The 19,774-nt window shown below is 62.6% G+C and carries 21 protein-coding genes; 11 read left to right on the forward strand and 10 right to left on the reverse strand.

What is annotated here, in order from left to right; all coding sequences use genetic code 11:
- The first annotated feature begins 50 nt into the window (after nucleotides 1-50).
- From M8Q45_RS07925 to cysG, 6 genes are all read left to right on the forward strand, one after another.
- The gene (locus tag M8Q45_RS07925; protein ID WP_030141341.1) at nucleotides 51-2,459 is read left to right on the forward strand and encodes a DNA translocase FtsK; all 2,409 of its coding nucleotides are present in this window, start codon (nucleotides 51-53) and stop codon (nucleotides 2,457-2,459) included.
- Between the two features lie 58 nt (nucleotides 2,460-2,517).
- Complete coding sequence (gene lolA, locus M8Q45_RS07930; protein ID WP_030141342.1) at nucleotides 2,518-3,141, forward strand: outer membrane lipoprotein periplasmic chaperone LolA; 624 nt, start codon at nucleotides 2,518-2,520, stop codon at nucleotides 3,139-3,141.
- A 63-nt stretch (nucleotides 3,142-3,204) separates the two neighbouring features.
- Nucleotides 3,205-4,530 (forward strand): replication-associated recombination protein A, encoded by a 1,326-nt coding sequence (locus M8Q45_RS07935; RefSeq protein WP_249874217.1) that lies wholly within the window; start codon nucleotides 3,205-3,207, stop codon nucleotides 4,528-4,530.
- On the forward strand, nucleotides 4,527-4,901 hold the full coding sequence (gene crcB / locus M8Q45_RS07940; protein ID WP_030141344.1) for a fluoride efflux transporter CrcB: 375 nt from the start codon (nucleotides 4,527-4,529) through the stop codon (nucleotides 4,899-4,901). The genes M8Q45_RS07935 and crcB overlap by 4 nt, the downstream gene beginning before the upstream one ends.
- 15 nt (nucleotides 4,902-4,916) lie before the next feature.
- The gene (gene serS / locus M8Q45_RS07945; RefSeq protein ID WP_181287759.1) at nucleotides 4,917-6,197 is read left to right on the forward strand and encodes a serine--tRNA ligase; all 1,281 of its coding nucleotides are present in this window, start codon (nucleotides 4,917-4,919) and stop codon (nucleotides 6,195-6,197) included.
- Nucleotides 6,198-7,592, forward strand: a complete 1,395-nt coding sequence (gene cysG / locus M8Q45_RS07950; protein ID WP_249874218.1) for a siroheme synthase CysG — start codon at nucleotides 6,198-6,200, stop codon at nucleotides 7,590-7,592.
- A 120-nt stretch (nucleotides 7,593-7,712) separates the two neighbouring features.
- Here the strand turns inward: cysG and M8Q45_RS07955 are convergent, their stop codons facing one another.
- The 7 genes from M8Q45_RS07955 to M8Q45_RS07985 all read right to left on the reverse strand — a co-directional run bounded on the left by M8Q45_RS07955 (nucleotide 7,713) and on the right by M8Q45_RS07985 (nucleotide 11,779).
- Complete coding sequence (locus M8Q45_RS07955; RefSeq protein WP_249874219.1) at nucleotides 7,713-8,717, reverse strand: glutathione S-transferase family protein; 1,005 nt, start codon at nucleotides 8,715-8,717, stop codon at nucleotides 7,713-7,715.
- Between the two features lie 88 nt (nucleotides 8,718-8,805).
- On the reverse strand, nucleotides 8,806-9,807 hold the full coding sequence (locus M8Q45_RS07960) for a glycosyl transferase family protein (protein WP_249874220.1): 1,002 nt from the start codon (nucleotides 9,805-9,807) through the stop codon (nucleotides 8,806-8,808).
- Nucleotides 9,804-10,139, reverse strand: coding sequence for a TusE/DsrC/DsvC family sulfur relay protein (locus tag M8Q45_RS07965; RefSeq protein WP_249874221.1), 336 nt, complete (start codon nucleotides 10,137-10,139; stop codon nucleotides 9,804-9,806). Before M8Q45_RS07965 ends, M8Q45_RS07960 begins: the two co-directional genes overlap by 4 nt.
- On the reverse strand, nucleotides 10,136-10,429 hold the full coding sequence (gene tusB / locus M8Q45_RS07970; RefSeq protein ID WP_249874222.1) for a sulfurtransferase complex subunit TusB: 294 nt from the start codon (nucleotides 10,427-10,429) through the stop codon (nucleotides 10,136-10,138). The genes M8Q45_RS07965 and tusB overlap by 4 nt, the downstream gene beginning before the upstream one ends.
- Nucleotides 10,429-10,791, reverse strand: coding sequence for a sulfurtransferase complex subunit TusC (tusC, locus tag M8Q45_RS07975; RefSeq protein ID WP_198796057.1), 363 nt, complete (start codon nucleotides 10,789-10,791; stop codon nucleotides 10,429-10,431). Before tusC ends, tusB begins: the two co-directional genes overlap by 1 nt.
- Nucleotides 10,791-11,183: a sulfurtransferase complex subunit TusD gene (gene tusD, locus M8Q45_RS07980; protein ID WP_249877287.1), complete on the reverse strand. Its 393-nt coding sequence runs from the start codon at nucleotides 11,181-11,183 to the stop codon at nucleotides 10,791-10,793. Before tusD ends, tusC begins: the two co-directional genes overlap by 1 nt.
- Nucleotides 11,184-11,443: 260 nt before the next feature.
- Nucleotides 11,444-11,779, reverse strand: coding sequence for a DUF6388 family protein (locus M8Q45_RS07985; RefSeq protein ID WP_249874223.1), 336 nt, complete (start codon nucleotides 11,777-11,779; stop codon nucleotides 11,444-11,446).
- 131 nt (nucleotides 11,780-11,910) lie between these two features.
- Here M8Q45_RS07985 and M8Q45_RS07990 point away from each other — a divergent pair, with 131 nt between their 5' ends.
- Nucleotides 11,911-12,261, forward strand: coding sequence for a hypothetical protein (locus M8Q45_RS07990; RefSeq protein WP_249874224.1), 351 nt, complete (start codon nucleotides 11,911-11,913; stop codon nucleotides 12,259-12,261).
- A gap of 110 nt (nucleotides 12,262-12,371) precedes the next feature.
- Here the strand turns inward: M8Q45_RS07990 and M8Q45_RS07995 are convergent, their stop codons facing one another.
- The gene (locus M8Q45_RS07995) at nucleotides 12,372-12,803 is read right to left on the reverse strand and encodes a GNAT family N-acetyltransferase (RefSeq protein WP_249874225.1); all 432 of its coding nucleotides are present in this window, start codon (nucleotides 12,801-12,803) and stop codon (nucleotides 12,372-12,374) included.
- A gap of 165 nt (nucleotides 12,804-12,968) precedes the next feature.
- Here M8Q45_RS07995 and ggt point away from each other — a divergent pair, with 165 nt between their 5' ends.
- The 4 genes from ggt (at nucleotide 12,969) to M8Q45_RS08015 (ending at nucleotide 17,373) form a co-directional block, all read left to right on the forward strand.
- Entirely contained in the window at nucleotides 12,969-14,696 is a 1,728-nt protein-coding gene (gene ggt / locus M8Q45_RS08000) for a gamma-glutamyltransferase (RefSeq protein ID WP_249874226.1), read from the forward strand.
- Nucleotides 14,697-14,714: 18 nt separating this feature from the next.
- The gene (locus M8Q45_RS08005; RefSeq protein ID WP_030141357.1) at nucleotides 14,715-15,248 is read left to right on the forward strand and encodes a cysteine hydrolase family protein; all 534 of its coding nucleotides are present in this window, start codon (nucleotides 14,715-14,717) and stop codon (nucleotides 15,246-15,248) included.
- 237 nt (nucleotides 15,249-15,485) lie between these two features.
- The gene (locus tag M8Q45_RS08010) at nucleotides 15,486-16,706 is read left to right on the forward strand and encodes a helix-turn-helix domain-containing protein (protein WP_249874227.1); all 1,221 of its coding nucleotides are present in this window, start codon (nucleotides 15,486-15,488) and stop codon (nucleotides 16,704-16,706) included.
- 34 nt (nucleotides 16,707-16,740) lie between these two features.
- Entirely contained in the window at nucleotides 16,741-17,373 is a 633-nt protein-coding gene (locus M8Q45_RS08015) for a Vgb family protein (protein ID WP_249874228.1), read from the forward strand.
- Between the two features lie 213 nt (nucleotides 17,374-17,586).
- On the opposite strand, the gene M8Q45_RS08020 is transcribed toward M8Q45_RS08015, so the two are convergent.
- Nucleotides 17,587-18,450 (reverse strand): CAP domain-containing protein, encoded by an 864-nt coding sequence (locus M8Q45_RS08020; protein ID WP_249874229.1) that lies wholly within the window; start codon nucleotides 18,448-18,450, stop codon nucleotides 17,587-17,589.
- Nucleotides 18,451-18,654: 204 nt separating this feature from the next.
- The gene (locus M8Q45_RS08025) at nucleotides 18,655-19,626 is read right to left on the reverse strand and encodes an IS110 family RNA-guided transposase (protein WP_249873132.1); all 972 of its coding nucleotides are present in this window, start codon (nucleotides 19,624-19,626) and stop codon (nucleotides 18,655-18,657) included.
- Nucleotides 19,627-19,774 lie beyond the last annotated feature (148 nt).

The following is a 19,774-nucleotide window of genomic DNA, read 5'->3' on the forward strand; positions in this document are numbered from 1 at the left end:
CATAGTCATTCAACAGATGGACGCGCCATTGGCGCAGGAAAAGAAGCGTTTTGAAGAAATCCACCGCAGCACCCAAGACAGTCGTTCCGCTCTGGCGCCAACAATTGCACTACCGGCTCAAGGAAGGTGCGTTGATCGCCATTGGTGCCCTGTGCCTGTTCCTGATGATGGCCTTGCTGACCTACGGCAAGGACGATCCGGGCTGGAGTCATAACAGCAAGATCGACGACGTGCAGAATTTCGGCGGTCCCGCCGGTTCCTATAGCGCAGACATCCTGTTCATGGTGCTGGGCTATTTCGCCTACATTTTCCCCTTGCTGCTGGCGATCAAGACCTATCAGATCTTCCGCCAGCGCCATGAGCCCTGGCAGTGGAGCGGCTGGCTGTTCTCCTGGCGCCTGATCGGCCTGGTGTTCCTGGTGTTGTCGGGGGCCGCGCTGGCCCATATCCATTTCCATGCGCCCACTGGCCTGCCGGCCGGGGCGGGTGGCGCGCTGGGTGAAAGCCTCGGCGACCTGGCCAGGAATGCGCTGAATATCCAAGGCAGCACGCTGCTGTTCATCGCCCTGTTCCTGTTCGGCCTGACGGTGTTCACCGACCTGTCGTGGTTCAAGGTCATGGACGTCACCGGCAAGATCACCCTCGACCTCATCGAATTGATCCAGGGCGCGCTGAACCGCTGGTGGGCGGCGCGCAACGAACGCAAGCAACTGGTGGCGCAACTGCGCGAGGTGGACGACCGGGTCCATGACGTGGTGGCGCCGACCACGCCGGACAAACGCGAGCAGGCCAAGGTCAAGGAACGCTTGATCGAGCGCGAGCAGGCCCTGAGCAAACACATGTCCGAGCGCGAGAAGCAGGTGCCGCCGGTCATCACCATGGCCCCGGCCAAGCCGCCCGAGCAAAGCAAGCGCGTGCAGAAGGAAAAACAGGCTCCGTTGTTCGTCGACAGCGCGGTCGAGGGCACCTTGCCGCCGATTTCGATCCTCGACCCGGCCGAGAAGAAGCAACTCAATTATTCCCCCGAGTCCCTGGCAGCCGTCGGTCACCTGCTGGAAATCAAGCTCAAGGAATTCGGTGTCGAGGTTTCGGTGGATTCGATCCACCCGGGCCCGGTCATCACCCGTTACGAAATCCAGCCGGCCGCCGGTGTGAAGGTCAGCCGTATCGCCAACCTCGCGAAGGACCTGGCGCGCTCCCTCGCCGTGACCAGCGTGCGGGTGGTGGAGGTCATTCCCGGCAAGACCACCGTGGGCATCGAGATTCCCAACGAAGACCGGCAAATCGTGCGCTTCTCCGAAGTGCTGTCGACGCCGGAATACGACAACCATAAATCGCCGGTCACCTTGGCCCTGGGCCACGACATCGGTGGCAAGCCGGTCATCACCGACCTGGCGAAGATGCCCCACCTGCTGGTGGCCGGTACCACCGGTTCCGGTAAGTCGGTGGGTGTGAACGCGATGATCCTGTCGATCCTGTTCAAGTCCGGCCCGGAAGACGCCAAGCTGATCATGATCGACCCGAAGATGCTCGAACTGTCGATCTACGAGGGCATCCCGCACCTGCTGTGCCCGGTGGTCACCGACATGAAGGATGCGGCCAACGCCCTGCGCTGGAGTGTCGCCGAGATGGAGCGTCGCTACAAGCTCATGGCGAAGATGGGCGTGCGCAACCTGTCGGGCTTCAATGCCAAGGTCAAGGAAGCCGAAGAGGCCGGCACGCCATTGAGCGATCCGCTGTATCACCGCGAAAGCATCCACGACGAAGCGCCGCTGCTGCACAAGCTGCCGACCATCGTGGTGGTGGTGGACGAATTCGCCGACATGATGATGATCGTCGGCAAGAAGGTCGAAGAACTGATCGCTCGTATCGCCCAGAAAGCCCGTGCGGCCGGTATCCACTTGATCCTTGCCACGCAGCGGCCATCCGTGGACGTGATCACCGGCCTGATCAAGGCCAACATTCCGACCCGCATGGCGTTCCAGGTGTCGAGCAAGATCGACTCGCGGACCATCATCGACCAGGGCGGCGCCGAGCAGCTGCTGGGCCACGGCGACATGCTCTACATGCCGCCGGGCACCAGCCTGCCGATTCGTGTCCACGGCGCGTTTGTTTCCGATGATGAAGTACACCGCGTGGTGGAAGCCTGGAAGCTGCGCGGCGCGCCCGAATACAACGATGACATCCTCAACGGTGTCGAAGAGGCTGGCAGTGGCTTTGAAGGCGGCAGCGGCGGTGGTGGCGATGACGATGCCGAGACCGACGCGCTCTATGACGAAGCGGTGCAGTTCGTCCTGGAGAGCCGCCGGGCCTCGATTTCCGCAGTGCAGCGCAAGCTGAAGATCGGCTACAACCGCGCCGCCCGCATGATCGAAGCCATGGAAATGGCCGGGGTCGTGACGGCCATGAATACCAACGGTTCGCGCGAAGTGCTCGCGCCGGGCCCGATGCGCGACTGACTACCCGGGCGGCGTGATGACGCGCCGCTCGACCCCCCACGAATTCATGAGGATTCCCATGCGCCTGATTCGCATGCTGCTGTTGCCCGTATTGGCCTTGAGCACGTTGTCGGCCCACGCCGGCGAAAAGGACGTGGCCCGCCTGACTCAATTGCTGGGTGGCTCCCAGACCCTGACGGCACGTTTCTCCCAGTTGACCCTCGACGGCAGTGGCACCCAATTGCAGGAAACCGCCGGTGACATGGCCCTGCAGCGCCCCGGCCTGTTCTACTGGCACACCGATGCACCCGCCGAACAACTGATGGTGTCTGATGGCAAGAAAGTCTCCCTGTGGGACCCGGACCTGGAGCAGGTCACCATCAAGACCCTCGACCACCGCCTGACCCAGACGCCGGCGTTGCTGCTGTCCGGTGACATTTCCGAGATCAGCCAGAGTTTCGACATCACCTCCAAGGAAGCCGGTGGCGTGATTGACTTCACGCTCAAGCCCAAGACCAAGGACAGCCTGTTCGACAGCCTGCGCCTGTCGTTCCGTAATGGCCTGGTCAATGACATGCAACTGATCGACAGCGTTGGTCAGCGCACCAATATCCTGTTCACCGGGGTCAAGGCCAACGAGCCGATCGCCGCGTCCAAGTTCAAGTTCGACATCCCCAAGGGTGCGGACGTGATCCAGGAATAACCCCAAGCCCCCTTTGTGGGAGCGGTGTTCAACAGGACCCCAGTGGAGGTTGCATAAGCAGTGATGGACCTGTTTCGAAGCGCCCCGATTGCCCAGCCATTGGCCGCCCGTCTACGCGCGACCAACCTGGATGAGTACGTCGGCCAGGAACATGTGCTCGCCCGCGGCAAGCCTCTGCGCGAGGCCCTGGAGCAGGGCGCCCTGCATTCGATGATCTTCTGGGGGCCGCCAGGCGTGGGCAAGACCACCCTGGCGCGATTGTTGGCGGAAGTCTCGGACGCGCATTTCGAAACGGTGTCGGCGGTGTTGGCCGGGGTCAAGGAAATTCGCCAGGCGGTGGAAGTCGCCAAGCAACAGGCTGGCCAGTACGGCAAGCGCACCATCCTGTTCGTCGACGAGGTCCACCGCTTCAACAAATCCCAGCAGGACGCATTCCTGCCCTATGTCGAAGACGGCACGCTGATTTTCATCGGCGCGACCACCGAAAACCCTTCGTTCGAACTCAACAACGCCTTGCTGTCACGCGCGCGGGTGTACGTGCTCAAGAGCCTCGACGAAGTGGCCATGCGCAAGCTGGTGCATCGCGCGCTGACTGAAGAGCGTGGCCTGGGCAAGCGTCACTTGAGCCTCAGCGATGAGGGCTTCCAGATACTGTTCAGCGCCGCCGACGGCGATGGCCGGCGCTTGCTCAACCTGCTGGAAAACGCCTCGGACCTGGCCGAAGACGACAGCGAGATCGGCGTCGAGCTGTTGCAAAGCCTGCTGGGCGATACCCGTCGGCGTTTCGACAAGGGCGGCGAGGCGTTCTACGACCAGATATCGGCCCTGCATAAGTCGGTACGCGGCTCCAATCCTGACGGTGCCCTGTACTGGTTTGCGCGCATGATCGACGGCGGCTGCGATCCGCTGTACCTGGCCCGGCGGGTGGTGCGCATGGCCAGCGAGGACATCGGCAATGCCGACCCGCGTGCCTTGAGCCTGTGCCTGGCGGCCTGGGACGTGCAGGAGCGCCTTGGCAGCCCGGAAGGCGAGCTCGCCGTGGCCCAGGCCATCACCTACCTGGCTTGCGCGCCGAAGAGCAACGCCGTGTACATGGGCTTCAAGGCCGCGATGCGCAGCGCCGCCGAGCACGGCTCCCTCGAAGTGCCACTGCACCTGCGCAACGCGCCGACCAAGCTCATGAAGCAGTTGGGCTATGGCGACGAATACCGCTATGCCCATGACGAGCCCGACGCTTATGCCGCCGGCGAAGACTATTTTCCCGAAGAACTCGAACCCCAGCGCTTCTACCAGCCCGTCCCCCGTGGCCTTGAGTTGAAGATCGGCGAGAAGCTCAACCACTTGGCGCAGTTGGATCGCCTGAGTCCACGGCAGCGGAGAAAGCCTTGATCCCCCTGATACTCGCAGTTTCCGCTGGCGGCGTTGCCGGCACGTTGTTGCGTTTCGCCACCGGTAACTGGATCAACGCAAATTGGCCCAGGCACTTCTATACTGCGACGCTGGCCGTTAATATCGTGGGCTGTCTGCTGATCGGCGTTCTTTACGGGCTGTTTTTGATTCGCCCCGAGGTGCCCATCGAGGTGCGTGCGGGGCTGATGGTCGGCTTTCTTGGCGGCCTGACGACCTTTTCATCCTTTTCACTGGATACGGTGCGCCTGCTGGAAAGCGGCCAAGTGCTGCTGGCCCTGGGCTACGCGGCCATCACCGTATTCGGCGGGCTGCTCGCCACCTGGGCCGGCCTGTCCCTGACCAAACTTTGATAACGAGAGACCGACATGCTCGATTCCAAACTGTTACGTAGCAACCTTCAGGACGTAGCGGACCGCCTGGCTTCCCGTGGCTTTGCCCTGGACGTCGCGCGCATCGAAGCGCTGGAAGAACAGCGCAAGACCGTCCAGACCCGCACCGAAGCCCTGCAGGCTGAACGTAACGCGCGCTCCAAATCCATCGGCCAGGCCAAGCAGCGCGGCGAAGACATCGCGCCGCTGATGGCCGATGTCGAGCGCATGGCGAACGAGTTGAGCGCAGGCAAGACCGAACTGGACGCGATCCAGACCGAGCTGGATTCGATCCTGCTGGGTATTCCGAACCTGCCCCACGAATCGGTGCCGGTCGGTGAAGACGAGGACGGCAACGTCGAAGTACGCCGCTGGGGCACGCCGACCACCTTTGATTTCCCGGTACAGGACCACGTGGCCCTGGGCGAGAAATTCGGCTGGCTCGACTTCGAGACCGCCGCCAAGCTGTCGGGCGCGCGTTTTGCCTTGCTGCGCGGGCCGATCGCCCGTCTGCATCGCGCCTTGGCGCAGTTCATGATCAACCTGCATGTCACCGAGCACGGCTACGAAGAAGCCTACACCCCGTACCTGGTCCAGGCCCCGGCGCTGCAAGGCACCGGCCAGTTGCCGAAGTTCGAGGAAGACCTGTTCAAGATCAGCCGCGACGGCGAAGCCGACCTGTACCTGATCCCGACCGCCGAAGTCTCGCTGACCAACATCGTCGCGGGCGAGATCGTCGATGCCAAGCAACTGCCGATCAAGTTCGTCGCCCATACGCCGTGCTTCCGCAGCGAAGCCGGCGCGTCGGGCCGTGATACCCGCGGCATGATCCGCCAGCACCAGTTCGACAAGGTCGAGATGGTGCAGATCGTCGAACCGTCGAAATCCATGGAAGCCCTGGAAAGCCTGACCGCCAACGCCGAGAAAGTCCTGCAACTGCTGGAGCTGCCGTATCGCACCCTGGCCTTGTGCACCGGCGACATGGGCTTCAGTGCGGTGAAGACCTATGACTTGGAAGTGTGGATTCCGAGCCAGGACAAGTACCGCGAGATTTCGTCGTGCTCCAACTGCGGCGACTTCCAGGCCCGCCGTATGCAGGCCCGCTTCCGCAACCCGGAAACCGGCAAGCCGGAGCTGGTCCACACCCTCAATGGCTCTGGCCTGGCGGTGGGGCGCACCCTGGTGGCTGTGCTGGAAAACTACCAGCAGGCCGACGGTTCGATCCGCGTGCCCGAGGTGTTGAAACCGTACATGGGCGGCCTCGAGGTCATTGGTTAAATGAACTATTTGCCACTGTTCCACAACCTGCGCGGCAGCCGCGTGCTGGTGGTCGGCGGTGGTGAGATTGCCTTGCGCAAGTCTCGCCTGCTGGCCGATGCGGGCGCGTTGCTGCGGGTGGTCGCACCCGACATCGAACCGCAACTGCGGGAACTGGTCAGTGGCAGCGGCGGCGAATGCGTCCAGCGCGGATACGTCGAGGCAGACCTGGACGGTTGCGGGCTGATCATTGCCGCCACCGACGACGAGCCGCTCAATGCCCAGGTCTCGGCCGACGCCCACAAGCGCTGCGTGCCGGTCAACGTGGTGGACGCGCCGGCCCTGTGCAGCGTGATTTTCCCGGCGATTGTCGATCGCTCGCCCCTGGTGATCGCGGTGTCCAGTGGCGGCGATGCGCCGGTGCTGGCGAGGTTGATCCGCGCCAAGCTGGAAACCTGGATTCCCTCGACATACGGGCAGCTGGCCGGTTTGGCGGCGCGTTTTCGCAACCAGGTCAAAGGCTTGTTCCCCGATGTCCAGCAACGGCGGGCGTTCTGGGAAGAGGTGTTCCAAGGCCCGATTGCCGACCGTCAGTTGGCCGGGCAGGGCGCGGAGGCCGAGCGGCTGCTGCGGGAGAAGATTGATGGCGAGGCGCCGAACGCGCCGGGTGAAGTCTATCTGGTGGGCGCGGGGCCGGGCGATCCGGACCTGTTGACGTTCCGGGCGCTGCGCCTGATGCAACAGGCGGACGTGGTGCTCTACGACCGCCTGGTGGCCCCGGCGATCCTCGAGCTGTGCCGGCGCGACGCCGAACGGGTCTATGTCGGCAAGCGTCGTTCCGAGCATGCGGTGCCGCAGGATCAGATCAACCAGCAATTGGTCGACCTGGCCCGGCAAGGCAAGCGCGTGGTGCGGTTGAAGGGCGGCGACCCGTTTATCTTTGGTCGTGGTGGCGAAGAAATCGAAGAACTGGCGGCCCATGGCATCCCGTTCCAGGTCGTTCCGGGCATCACCGCCGCCAGCGGTTGCGCGGCCTACGCCGGGATTCCGCTGACCCATCGCGACTATGCCCAGTCGGTGCGTTTCATCACCGGTCACCTCAAGGACGGCACCAGCGACCTGCCATGGGCTGACCTGGTCTCGCCGGCGCAAACACTGGTGTTCTACATGGGCCTGGTCGGCTTGCCAGTGATTTGCAACGAGCTGATCAAGCACGGTCGCGCGGCGGACACGCCAGCGGCATTGATCCAGCAAGGCACCACTTCAAACCAGCGGGTTTTCACCGGCACTTTGGCGGATCTGCCACGGTTGGTGGCCGAGCATGAGGTGCATGCGCCGACCCTGGTGATCGTTGGGGAAGTGGTGCAGTTGCGCGAGAAGCTGGCTTGGTTTGAAGGGGCTCAAGGGCAGGTCTGAGGACCTCGTTGTCCCCATCGCGAGCAAGCTCGCTCCCACAGGAGGCCATGTTTGAACACAGTCCACTGTGGGAGCGAGCTTGCTCGCGATTAGGCCTTCAAATACCGCGAGAATCCAGGATCAGTTCCCAGCACCTCGCCAGATCCCTTTCCCACTCAACCGTCCCCGGTCATGGGCCACGGTGAAATCCTGCTTCGGCCCCTTGGGCACAATCCCATTCGGGTTGATGGTCTTGTGGCTGCCGTAGTAGTGCCCCTGGATGTGGGTGAAATCCACGGTCTCGGCAATGCCCGGCCATTGGTACAGCTCTCGCAGCCAGTTCGACAGGTTCGGGTAATCGGCGATGCGCCGCAGGTTGCATTTGAAGTGACCGAAGTACACCGCGTCGAAGCGAATCATCGTGGTGAACAAGCGGATATCGGCTTCGGTCAGGTATTCGCCCGCCAGGTAGCGGCGGGTTTCCAATAAGGCTTCCAACCGATCCAGTTCGGCAAACAGCTCATCGAAGGCCTCTTCATAAGCGGCCTGGCTCGTCGCGAACCCGGCGCGATACACACCGTTGTTCACCGCTGGATAAATCCGCTCGTTCAAGCCATCGATCTCGTGGCGCAGGGGCTCGGGATACAGGTCCAGGTCGTTGCCGGTCAAGCCATCGAAAGCGCCGTTGAACATGCGGATGATTTCCGCCGATTCGTTGCTGACGATACGCCGTTGCTGTTTGTCCCACAGCGCCGGGACGGTCACGCGGCCCGTATAGTCCGGCGTGTCGGCGGTGTAGCGCTGATGCAGGAATCGGAGATGGTCGAGCTTGTCGCCCGTCGAGCCGTGGGCCTTGTCGAAGGTCCAGCCGTTCTCCAGCATCAAGTAGCTGACCACCGAGACGTCGATCAGGTTTTCCAGGCCCTTGAGCTTGCGAAAGATCAGCGTCCGGTGCGCCCAGGGGCAGGCCAGGGAGACGTACAAATGGTAGCGCCCGGCCTCGGCGGCGAAACCGCTCTCACCCGAGGGGCCGGCGCTGCCGTCGGCGGTCACCCAGTTGCGCCGTTGTGCCTGTTCACGCTGGAAGCTGCCGTCCTTGCTTTCATACCACTGGTCCTGCCAGCGGCCCTTGACCAACAAACCCATCTGGATGTCCTCGCTCAATCATCATTGGAGACGAGTCTATTCCGATAGGTTCGAACTAATAGCGCAAAGGTTGGGCGCTGATGATCGATTAAATCGATCTGTCTCGGGCATCCCAATACTGGCGGGCCTTGTCGAACGCTTCGTCGCGCGTGTCGCCCAGGCCGCGCAAGGCCAAAGCCATGGTGGCGATCAGCGCCAGTTGCGGGTAACTGTCTTCGACGTCGCCACGCCAGATCGCTTTCAAATGCTCGGGGTCAAGACTCTCCGGTTTGACGTGGCGTTGCTCGGACAGGCGCGGCCATTCCTCATCCCAGCTGCTGCCGCCGGCGGTGCCGTACAAATGGCTGTCGGCGTCCGGATTGATCTCGATCTCGCCGCCGTCGCCCTTGATCACGATGGCGGTGTCGCCCAGCAAGCCGCTGGCCTCGCGGTGCACGGCCTGGTAGCCCGGATGGAAGATGCTTTGCAGGCCGCAGCGTGCGCCCAGCGGATTGAGGATCCGCGCCAGGGAATGGATCGGCGAGCGCAGGCCCAGGGTGTTGCGCAGGTCAATCATGCGCTGCATCTGCGGTGCCCAATCCACCAGCGGCATGAAGGCCAGGCCGCCGTTGTCCAGTGCCGTGCCGACCTGCTGCCAGTCGCGGCACAAGGGGATGCTCAAGAAGCCCAGCAGTTGCTCGGTGTAGAGCCGGCCCGCCGTGTGGGCGCCGCCGCCGTGCATGAAGATGCGCACGCCGTTTTGTCCAAGGCATTTGGCCGCCAACAGGTACCAAGGCAGATGACGCTTCTTCCCGGCGTAGGTTGGCCAGTCGAGGTCCACCGCCAATGTCGGCACCTCCAGGCGCTGACGCAGGGCGTCGGTGAAGCCGGCCATTTCCTCGGCGCTTTCTTCCTTGTGCCGCAACAGCATCAGGAATGCACCGAGTTGGGTTTCTTCAACCTGCTCGTCGAGCACCATGCCCATGGCTTCCCGCGCTTCTTCACGGGTCAGGTTGCGGGCGCCGCGCTTGCCTTTGCCAAGGATGCGAACGAACTGGGCGAACGGGTGCTCGGCGGGGGTTTCGAGGGTCAGTGCTGGGAAGTCGGTCATAGGCAATTCGTCGGTTTGGGCAGGCCCGCCAGCTTGGCGGCGAGTTTGGCGGGAGTGCCTTTGAACAATCGGTTCAGGTGCAGGCTGTTGCCCTTGTCCGGCCCCAGTTTCAGCGCGGTGTACTTGATCAGCGGCCGGGTGGCGGGGGACAGCTGGAATTCATCGTAGAAGGCCCGCAGCAGTTCGAGGATTTCCCAGTGTTCGGGGCTCAGCTCGACGTCTTCGGCAGTGGCCAGGGCCGTGGCTACGGCGGCGGACCAGTCATTGAGGTCGGCCAGGTAGCCATCCTTGTCCAGCGCAATGCGGCGCTCGCCTACGGTCAGGGTCTTCATAGCCAGCTGTTGACCTTGTCATGCTGGATCGACAGTTCGACGAAGGCTGGATAATCAATGGCCTCGGCCCAGTCCGGAATAGGCAAGGCGCGGGCCTGTGCGTCTTCGGTCAGGACGAACACTTTGCAGCCGCCGGCGTGCAGCGTGGCGAACGGCGCGGTACCGGGTTGCAGCGCGTAAGCCGCGTCGCCGCATAGCAGCAGCGCGTCGTGAGTGCCCAGGATCCGCAGGCAGCTGGCGAGACGGCTGTCGCCGAAGGGGGAATGAGACAACACATGCAAGGTCGACATCAGAGGGTGATCACCTGGTCATAGCGGTCAATGAGCGCGGCGATGTCCGCTGCGCCCAATACGTTCAGGTCGTCCAGCGCCAGGGCATCGACAGCGAGACCGCGTTCGGCGGCGCTGTCGGCGCAGACAAACAGGTCGTCGACGCCAAACATCGGCAATGCCTGCAAATTGGCGCTCAGGTCCTTTTGCTGGACAACCTTGGCGTGCTGTCCGGCGGCGAGCTGGAACACGCCGTCATCGAGAAACAACAGGCCGATGGGCAGGTCGAACGCGCCGCCGGCCAAGACGATGTCCAGCGCTTCCCGGGCGCCAGGGCCCGACCATGGGGCCTGACGGCTGATGAGCAACAAAGACTTGGCCATCACGCGCCTCCAAAACAGATCAAGCGGTCGGCGTCCTGGATCGCATCGTGCAGCTGGCCGAGCCCGGACAACGCCCAGGGCGCTTCGACACTGGCCGCCGAACGCTGGTAGCGCTGGGCTTCTTCCGCGTTCAACACGCCACGGCGCAACGCCGCTGCGATGCAGACCACGCCGTCGAGCTGATGCTCGGTGACGAATGCGCGCCATTGCTGGGGCAGGTCTTGTTCGTCCTGAGGCGTGACGACGCTGTTGGCGGCGTTGTAGACGCCATCCTGGTAGAAAAACAACCGCACGATCTCATGCCCACCGGCCAGGACGGACTGGGCAAACAGCATGGCGCGGCGCGAGGAGGGCGCGTGGGCGGCGGAAAACAGCGCGATGGCGAACTTCATGACAGACCCGATCAGCAAAACTGCGGCCATGATAATGCTTTATGGACGAGGGGGCGATTGCCAGAAGGGCAAGACCTGTTGGACCGCGGGTGTAGGCGCTGGAGGGGAGCTGGTAGGAGATGGTAGGAGCTGTGTAGGAGCCGTCGAGTGCAACGAGGCTGCGATCTTGTCCTGACGATTAAGTCTCAAGCGAAAGATCAAGATCAAGATCAAGATCAAAAGATCGCAGCCTTCGGCAGCTCCTACAGGGGGGCCTGTGTTCAGCCTTGGCTTTCGAGGCCATGTAACTGGCAATACTCCGCCCATTCCATCCCCGCCATTTCCGCGACTTCCTTGTGCACTTCCATGCGTTGGGCCTGGTAGTCCTCGGCGGAGTCGGTCGTCAGCAACAGCGTCAGTTCCCAGGCGAACAACCCGAGGCTTTCGGCCTCGGCTTCGAATGCTTCGTGCAAGTGTTCGGCGCGGTACTGTTCGGCCGACTCGCCCTTGGCCTGGGCCAGCAACGGGTTGAGAGTGTCCAGTTCGAGACGCAGCTCGGGGCGCTGGGCGAGAAAAATCTGCAAGGCTCGTTCGTGTTGCTGTTCGGTTGTCGCCATGGTCGCTCCTTGGTCATAAGCCAACAGGTTGCGCGAATCGACAGTCGTTGTCGCGTGCAAATTTCGGTAAAGCCGCACGGCAACAGGGGGCGCAATGCTACAGTCCGTTTTTTTCTCGATGAGTGAATGCGATGCGAATGCTGATGGTGGCCGTGGCCGCGACCCTGCTGGCCGGCTGCGCGGGGTCGGCGATGGAACAAGCCCGGACCCAAGCCCCCTACAAGACCCTGGCCTCCGACAAGCCGCAGCAGAATGTCGCCGAGTGCGTGAAATTCGCCTGGGAAGATGAATCGGTGTTTGGTGTCGATGCCGGCGCCTACCTGCAACCGGGCAAGAATGGCGGCTCGACGGTGTACACCCGCTCGGCCGAATCGTTTGTCGATCTGCAAGCCAGTGCCACGGGGACCGCGTTGAGCTACTACGCCAAGCATGACGACTTCGTCGCCAAGCGCCGGTTGGCGGCGTTGGCGACGTGTCTCTAAGCACCCAAACCACTGTGGGAGCGAGCTTGCTCGCGAGGGGTTTGATCTTCTTGCGTGGCAGTTGACTGATTCACCGCGATCGCGAGCAAGCTCGCTCCCACAGGGGCGTTTCAATTTTCGGAATTCAGGCGCTTCTGGAAGAAGAAGCGTCGGTGCCCCGGCGGATAGTCCTCGATCTTGCCGCATTCGGTGAAACCATGCCGACGGTAGAAATCAGGGGCCTGGAAGTCGAAGGTGTCGAGCCAGATCCCCACGCAATCCTTTTCCCTGGCCAGCTGTTCGGCCATCTGCATCAATTCCGAGCCTGTGCCCTGACCCCGGGCCTGTTCCGGCACCACCAGCAACTCGATATAGAGCCAACGGAAAAATACCCGGCCGTAGAGTCCGCCGACGATTTCGTCGTGCTCGTCGCGCACCAGCCAGGCGACCGGTTCTGGCGCGCTTCCGCCTGTCTGGGCGATGTTATAGGTCCGCAGTGGCGCGAGGATGGCCTGGCGTTGTTCATCGGTTGGAGCGTCCGTGCGTTCGATTCGCAGCGTCATCAGTGATGTCCTTGTGCATTGGGATGATCAAGCGCAGTGAGCCTATCCCAAGGACGACGATGACGTAAGCCGCTCGACGGGAAACGGGCATATTGCGTAAATCGAGCCATACTCGTCTGTGCTTTTGAAGCGATCCCGACCCTTAAAACAAGAAGAGACCGACTCATGAAGTTCGAATCCCTGGCCCGGACCCTCATCGCCACCTCGCTCTCCCTCTGCTGTCTGACTGCCCACGCTGCGTCCCAAGCCCCGGTTGCCGCCGAGAACGGCATGGTGGTGACCGCCCAGCACCTGGCCACCCACGTTGGCGTCGATGTGCTCAAGAACGGTGGCAATGCGGTGGACGCGGCGGTCGCGGTGGGGTATGCCCTGGCGGTGGTCTACCCGGCGGCGGGCAACCTCGGCGGTGGCGGTTTCATGACCCTGCAAATGGCCGACGGTCGCAAGACCTTCCTGGACTTCCGTGAAAAAGCGCCCCTGGCCGCCACGGCCGACATGTACCTGGACAAGGACGGCAACGTCATTCCCGAACTCAGTACGCGCGGCCATCTGGCGGTAGGCGTGCCCGGCACCGTCTCCGGCATGGAACTGGCGCTGAAGAAATATGGGAGCAAACCGCGGGAAGAGCTGATCGCCCCGGCCATCAAGTTCGCCGAGGAAGGCTTCACGCTGGAGCAGGGGGATGTCGATCTGCTGGAAACCGCCACCGATGTGTTCAAGAAGGATGCGCGTGATTCCGGCGCGATCTTCCTGCACAACGGCGAGCCGATGCAGGCCGGCCAGAAACTGGTGCAAAAGGACCTCGCCAAGACGCTGCGGGAAATCTCCACCAAGGGCGCCGATGGGTTCTACAAAGGCTGGGTCGCTGACGCTATTGTCACCTCCAGCCAGGCCAACAAAGGCATCATCACCCAGGCAGACCTGGACAAGTACAAGACCCGCGAGCTGGCGCCGGTGGAATGTGATTATCGCGGCTACCACATCATCTCCGCGCCGCCACCCAGCTCAGGTGGCGTGGTGCTGTGCCAGATCATGAACATCCTCGACGGTTATCCGATGAAGGACCTGGGTTTCCACTCGGCCCAGGGCATGCACTACCAGATCGAAGCCATGCGTCACGCCTACGTCGATCGCAACAGCTACCTGGGCGATCCGGATTTCGTGCAGAACCCCATCGACCACCTGCTGGACAAGAACTACGCGGCGAAGCTGCGCGCCGCGATCGAGCCGCAGAAAGCCGGTGACTCGAAAAAAATCAAACCCGGCGTGGCCCCCCATGAGGGCAGCAACACCACCCATTATTCGATCGTCGATAAGTGGGGCAACGCCGTTTCCGTCACCTACACCCTCAACGACTGGTTCGGCGCCGGCGTGATGGCGAGCAAGACCGGGGTGATCCTCAACGACGAAATGGACGATTTCACCGCCAAGGTCGGCGTGCCCAATATGTACGGCCTGGTGCAGGGCGAAGCCAACGCCATCGCGCCGGGCAAGGCGCCGCTGTCGTCCATGAGCCCGACCATCGTCACCCAGGACGGCAAGACCGTGATGGTCGTCGGGACCCCGGGCGGCAGCCGTATCATCACCGCGACCTTGCTGACCATCCTCAACGTGATCGACTACGGCATGAACCTGCAGGAAGCGGTGGATGCGCCGCGTTTCCATCAACAGTGGATGCCGGAGGAAACCAACCTGGAAACCTTCGCCGCCAGCCCCGATACGCTCAAGTTACTGGAGAGCTGGGGCCATAAGTTCGCCGGGCCGCAGGACCCGAACCACATCGCCGCAATCCTGGTGGGCGCGCCGTCACTGGGCGGCAAGCCGGTGGGCAAGAACCGCTTCTACGGCGCTAACGATCCACGCCGCAACACCGGATTGTCGTTGGGCTACTGACCATTCGAAGAGGGAAACATGAGCACCGCATTACTGATTATCGATGTCCAGGAGGGGTTGTGTGCTGGCGAGGAGGAGTGCTTCGACAGCCAGCGCCTGGTCCAGACCATCAACGACCTCAGCGCCAGGGCGCGGGCTGTCGACCTGCCGGTGATCCTGGTCCAGCATGAAGAGCTGGACGGTTCGCTGGCACATGGCAGTGCCGCCTGGCAATTGGCCGGCGGCCTGCTCACCGGACCTGATGACTTGCGGGTGCGCAAGACCACGCCGGACGCGTTCTACCAGACCGACCTGCTGGCGCTGTTGCAAGCCCGGAGCATCGACCGCGTGGTGATCTGCGGGCTGCAAACCGACTATTGCATCAACGCGACCGTGCGCCAGGCCCATGCCTTGGGGTACGAAGTGGTCCTGGCCGCCGACGCCCATTCGACGGTGGACAACGGCAGCATGACGGCGGAGCAGATCATCGCCAATCACAACCATCGACTGGGACGGTTGAGCAGCGCGGTGTCGCGGATCGATGTGATGCCGGCGGCCAAGATCCGGCTGTAGCCGATGTGGCAGGACTAACCTGTGGCGTGAGAGCTTGCTCCCCCTGGCCTCTGTAGGAGCTGGCGAAGCCTGCGATCTTTTGATCTTTGATCTTTTGATTTTTTGATTTTTTGATCTTTCGATCTTTCGCTTGAGATTCAAGTGCCCTTGGAAAGATCGCAGCCTCGCTTCGCTCGGCAGCTCCTACAGTGCCACCCAGCGGGAGCAAGCTCCCTCGCCACAAAAAGGTCATCCTTCATGGATCACGAAATCACCACGGCGGGGCGCGCATTGGCGGCGGGGGACCCGGTGGCTGCGCTCAATCGTGTCGCCTTGCGCAACGATGCCCCGGCCCTCGCGCTTCGTGGCATTGCCATGGCCCAGTTGGGAGAGCTGGAAAAAGCCAAGGGCCTGATGCGGCGGGCCGGTTTGGCCTTCGGGCCCAAGGAGGCCATGGCTCGGGCGCGGTGCGTCGTGGCCGAGGCTGAAATTGCCCTGGCTTCCCGTGACCTCGCCTGGCCGATGAAGCGCCTCGACGCCGCCCGGGTGGTGCTCGAAACCCAAGGCGATCGAGCGAACGCGGGCCATGCGCGGACCCTTGAAATTCGCCGGTCGTTGTTGATTGGCCGGCTCGACGAGGCCGAGCTCAAACTCGTCGAACTGGACCTTGACGGCCTGCCTTTGGCGTCCCGGGCGGCCTGCGAATTGGCGACCGCCGGCATTGCCATGCGACGGTTGCAGGCGCAGACCGCCCGCGCGGCCCTTGAACGGGCCGGGCACGCCGCACGGCAAGCGGGCATTGGCGCGTTGAACGCTGAAATCGAAAGCGCCTGGCAAATGCTGCGTATGCCCGCAGCGCGCCTGGTCGCCCGAGGCGAAGAGCGCTTGTTGCGACTCGAAGAGGTGCAAGCCCTGTTGGGCGGCGCGGCGCTGGTGGTCGACGCCTGCCGATACGGGATCAGTAGCGCAGGTATCCAGATTTCCCTTGCCCGGCGCCCGGTGCTGTTTGCCCTGGCCCGCGAACTGGCTCAAGCCTGGCCCGGCGATGCCTCGCGGGAAGTGCTCATGACCCAGGCCTTTGGCTTGAAATTGACGGACGACTCCCACCGCGCCCGGCTGCGGGTCGAGATGGGGCGGTTGCGCAAGGCCCTGCGCCCGGTGGCCGACGTGGTCGCGACCCGGCGCGGTTTTATCATGACGCCACGCCATGCCGACGCGATCCAGCTGCTGGCGCATGTCGTCGAGCAGCCCTACGGGTCGGTGTTGGCGCTGTTGGCGGACGGAGAAGCCTGGTCCAGCTCGGCGCTTGCGCTGGCCCTGGGCACCAGCCAGCGCAGTGTGCAGCGAGCCTTGGAAACCCTGGCGGCCAACGGCAAGGCGCAGTCGTTCGGTCGCGCCAGGGCCCGGCGCTGGACGGCGGCACCGATGCCCGGATTCGCGACGGTATTGTTACTCACTGCGCTGCCGTTCGATGGCTAGGATGCAATCACACCCACCGATGAGGCGATGTGAGATGAAACGTTCAGAGGCACAAATCCTGCGTGAATACGGCCCGTTTCCAGGCGTCGACTGCGTGCACGGCGTGAGCCATGACGGCGAGCGCGTCTGGTTCGCCTCGGGCGAAAAGCTGCACGCCCTCGATCCCGCCAGTGGCCAGACCGTGCAGTCCCTTGAGGTTCCAGCGAATGCGGGCACGGCATTCGACGGTCAGCATCTGTTCCAGATCGCCGGCGACAGCATCCGCAAGATCGATCCATGCACCGGCCAGGTAGTGGCGACGATCCCGGCGCCCAACAGTGGTGATGATTCCGGCCTGGCCTGGGCCGAAGGATCGCTCTGGGTCGGTCAGTACAAGGCGCGCAAGATCCTGCAGATCGACCCGGCCGACGGCAGGATTCTGCGCACGATCGAATCCAACCGCTTCGTCACGGGCGTGACCTGGGTTGACGGCGAGCTGTGGCACGGCACCTGGGAAAATGATGAAAGCGACCTGCGGCGTATCGATCCGCAAACGGCGCAAGTGCTGGAAAGCGTGACGATGCCGCCGGGGATCGGCGTGTCGGGGCTGGAGTCCGATGGCGCGGACCGGTTCTTTTGTGGCGGGGGCGGCAGCGGGAAGGTGAGGGCGGTGCGCCGGCCGGCTTGAGGCCGAAAGACGTGTACGGACCTCCGTGGCGAGGGAGCATGCTCCCGCTGACCTTTGTAGGAGCTGGCGAAGCCTGCGATCTTTTGATCTTTTGATCTTTCGCTTGAAATTCAACTGCTCTTGGAAAGATCGCAGCCTCGCTTCGCTCGGCAGCTCCTACGGTGCAGTCGAGCGGGAGCAAGCTCCCTCGCCACAAAGGTGTGCGTCTGTATATCAAGGCGCGCCAAGCACCATCGTCCAGTACACCCCCGCATCGCTGCGCGAATCGCTGGCGGACGCGGCGCCCATCTGGGTGAACATCGGGTTCATCAGGTTGGCACAATGCCCGGGGCTGGCGAGCCAGTCGCCCATGGCCTGGCTCGGCGAGCGTTGTCCGGCGGCGATGTTCTCGCCCAGCTTATGTCCGCGAAAGCCGGCGCCCTTGGCTCGATCGGACGTGGAACGGCCGTCCGGGTCGCGATGGGCGAAATAATTGCCACGGGCCATGGCCCGGCTATGCCCGAGGGCAGCGGTACCCAGTGCGGCGTTCCAGCTCAACGGCCGGGCGGCGGCAAAGCGCTGGCGCCCGCACATCCGTGGCTTGGCCCTGGCGGCGTTGACCTGGGCCAGCAGCGTCTTGTCCGACGCGCCCGCATCGCTCATTCGCGTGCTGCCCCCCATGGGTTGCGCCAACACCACGCGCCACTCGTCACCGACCCGATTGACACCGATATCGGCGTATTGATTGTCCAGCAGCGCCGCGCAATGTTCGTCCGCCAGCATCTCGAAGGCTTCGTCGGCGTCCCGTGCGTCGGTCAGGCGAATGCTGCGCACCTCGCGGGCTTGATAGCCAACATCATTCAGGGCGTCGCGCAGGCCACCACGAAAACCGATCGGCAAGGCCAGGTTCGAGCGCAGAGCCAAGGGTGGCGCGGCGCGCGACCTTCGCCAGTCACACCGTTGGGACTGGCTGCGGTAATCGTTGATGGCGCTCACCAGTTGCCCTTCGCCCCGGGCATGGGCCGGACTGGCGAGCAGAGAAGACAGGATCGTGAGGCACAGCGAGGCGAAACGGCGAGAGCGAACAGGATGGCGCATGGGGCGAACGGCTCGGGAGGGAATTGCCTTGACGCCAGAACGGCGCCGGTCAGCCCTGGACGTGGTTGTTCAGGGCTGGGGTAGGACTGCGGGTTTCAGAACTAGTTTCAGGCTGGGCGAACACATAATGTCTGGACCACACGAGGTCCTTGTGGCGAGGGAGCTTGCTCCCGCTCGACTGTACTGTAGATACCGTCTTAAGTCTCACCGGGCAAGCGCAAGTTTCGGGTCATATGGCAGTCCTGACTTGAGCACTCCGTAAACGAAGTGCAGCAGTTTGCGCATTGCCGCGCAGATGATTTGTTTGGGGGCCTTGCCGTTGGCCTCCAGGCGTTCTTTCATCGCCATGATCGCCTTATTGTGTTTCAGCGCCACCATGCCAGGCATGTAAAGGCCTGCACGCAGCCGTGCTGACCCGATTCTCGAAATTAGGGTATGACCTTTGAGCTTTCCTGATTCTTGCAGCTTGGGATTCAGCCCCGCAGCGGCGACCAATTGGCGAGGATCGCTGTATTTGCGCAAGTCGCCCAGTTCGGCTAGCAATCGCTCAAGCGTTTTTTGTCCGATACCGTCGATGGTTACGATCAGATCCCGCATCTGACGCATATCCGGGTCGTCATCGATGTGCTTTTTGATCGCCTTATGTGTTTCAACGATCTCTTTTTCGATATGGCGCAGAACGGAGTTGATCGAGTCTTTGACCTTTTCGTCAGACACGTCCAGACGATTAAGCTCCATTTGTTCCATTTCCTGAAGGTCATCCAGGCGGCGCACCATAGCTTTCAACTGGCGATACTTCAGTGGCTCAGGTGCCCATGGCTGAAGCTTCTGATCCTTTTCCCGGGCGAAGTCGGCGATGAGTTTGGCATCGCTTTTATCGGTCTTGATGCGGCGCAGCTCGCTGTCAGCGTACGCTTTGGTCGTAGCCGGGTTCACGACGCAGATTCGGAAGCCTTTGTTGTAAACGAACTCGGCGAGCTCCAAGTGGTAGACGCTGGTGGCTTCCATCACGATCAGGGCCGAACGCTCGACGTTTGTGTCTAGCCAAGCCTCAAACTCTTTAAAACCTTTTGGATTGTTGGCCAGCTTGGCCTTGGTTTTGTGCTTGCCGTTGGGCAGGTGTGTAGCGATATCAAAAGTGTTCTTTGCAACGTCGACGCCAACGAAACCAGACATGATCGTTTCTCCACTTGTTCCCTTTTGCGATCATCACGTCACTCGGTCCAACCTTGCGAATGCGGGCTCTAGCCGGAGGCGGGCCCAAGATACCGTGCGAACTGTACGAGTGAGTGTGGAGGGCTGGAGCACGATCTACATCACAGGC

Source organism: Pseudomonas sp. T1.Ur (assembly GCF_023516725.1).
In the GTDB taxonomy this organism is placed as follows: Bacteria; Pseudomonadota; Gammaproteobacteria; order Pseudomonadales; family Pseudomonadaceae; genus Aquipseudomonas; species Aquipseudomonas alvandae.

Coding starts and splice junctions, on each gene's coding strand:
- M8Q45_RS08005 (WP_030141357.1), top strand. CDS start 14,715: ATGAGCACCGCATTACTGATTATCGATGTCCAGGAGGGGTTGTGTGCT.
- tusD (WP_249877287.1), bottom strand. CDS start 11,183: ATGAAGTTCGCCATCGCGCTGTTTTCCGCCGCCCACGCGCCCTCCTCG.
- M8Q45_RS08025 (WP_249873132.1), bottom strand. CDS start 19,626: ATGTCTGGTTTCGTTGGCGTCGACGTTGCAAAGAACACTTTTGATATC.
- M8Q45_RS07995 (WP_249874225.1), bottom strand. CDS start 12,803: ATGACGCTGCGAATCGAACGCACGGACGCTCCAACCGATGAACAACGC.
- M8Q45_RS07990 (WP_249874224.1), top strand. CDS start 11,911: ATGCGAATGCTGATGGTGGCCGTGGCCGCGACCCTGCTGGCCGGCTGC.
- tusB (WP_249874222.1), bottom strand. CDS start 10,429: ATGTCGACCTTGCATGTGTTGTCTCATTCCCCCTTCGGCGACAGCCGT.
- M8Q45_RS08020 (WP_249874229.1), bottom strand. CDS start 18,450: ATGCGCCATCCTGTTCGCTCTCGCCGTTTCGCCTCGCTGTGCCTCACG.
- M8Q45_RS07960 (WP_249874220.1), bottom strand. CDS start 9,807: ATGACCGACTTCCCAGCACTGACCCTCGAAACCCCCGCCGAGCACCCG.
- M8Q45_RS07935 (WP_249874217.1), top strand. CDS start 3,205: ATGGACCTGTTTCGAAGCGCCCCGATTGCCCAGCCATTGGCCGCCCGT.
- ggt (WP_249874226.1), top strand. CDS start 12,969: ATGAAGTTCGAATCCCTGGCCCGGACCCTCATCGCCACCTCGCTCTCC.
- M8Q45_RS07985 (WP_249874223.1), bottom strand. CDS start 11,779: ATGGCGACAACCGAACAGCAACACGAACGAGCCTTGCAGATTTTTCTC.
- lolA (WP_030141342.1), top strand. CDS start 2,518: ATGCGCCTGATTCGCATGCTGCTGTTGCCCGTATTGGCCTTGAGCACG.
- tusC (WP_198796057.1), bottom strand. CDS start 10,791: ATGGCCAAGTCTTTGTTGCTCATCAGCCGTCAGGCCCCATGGTCGGGC.
- M8Q45_RS07955 (WP_249874219.1), bottom strand. CDS start 8,717: ATGGGTTTGTTGGTCAAGGGCCGCTGGCAGGACCAGTGGTATGAAAGC.
- serS (WP_181287759.1), top strand. CDS start 4,917: ATGCTCGATTCCAAACTGTTACGTAGCAACCTTCAGGACGTAGCGGAC.
- M8Q45_RS08010 (WP_249874227.1), top strand. CDS start 15,486: ATGGATCACGAAATCACCACGGCGGGGCGCGCATTGGCGGCGGGGGAC.
- cysG (WP_249874218.1), top strand. CDS start 6,198: ATGAACTATTTGCCACTGTTCCACAACCTGCGCGGCAGCCGCGTGCTG.
- M8Q45_RS07965 (WP_249874221.1), bottom strand. CDS start 10,139: ATGAAGACCCTGACCGTAGGCGAGCGCCGCATTGCGCTGGACAAGGAT.
- M8Q45_RS08015 (WP_249874228.1), top strand. CDS start 16,741: ATGAAACGTTCAGAGGCACAAATCCTGCGTGAATACGGCCCGTTTCCA.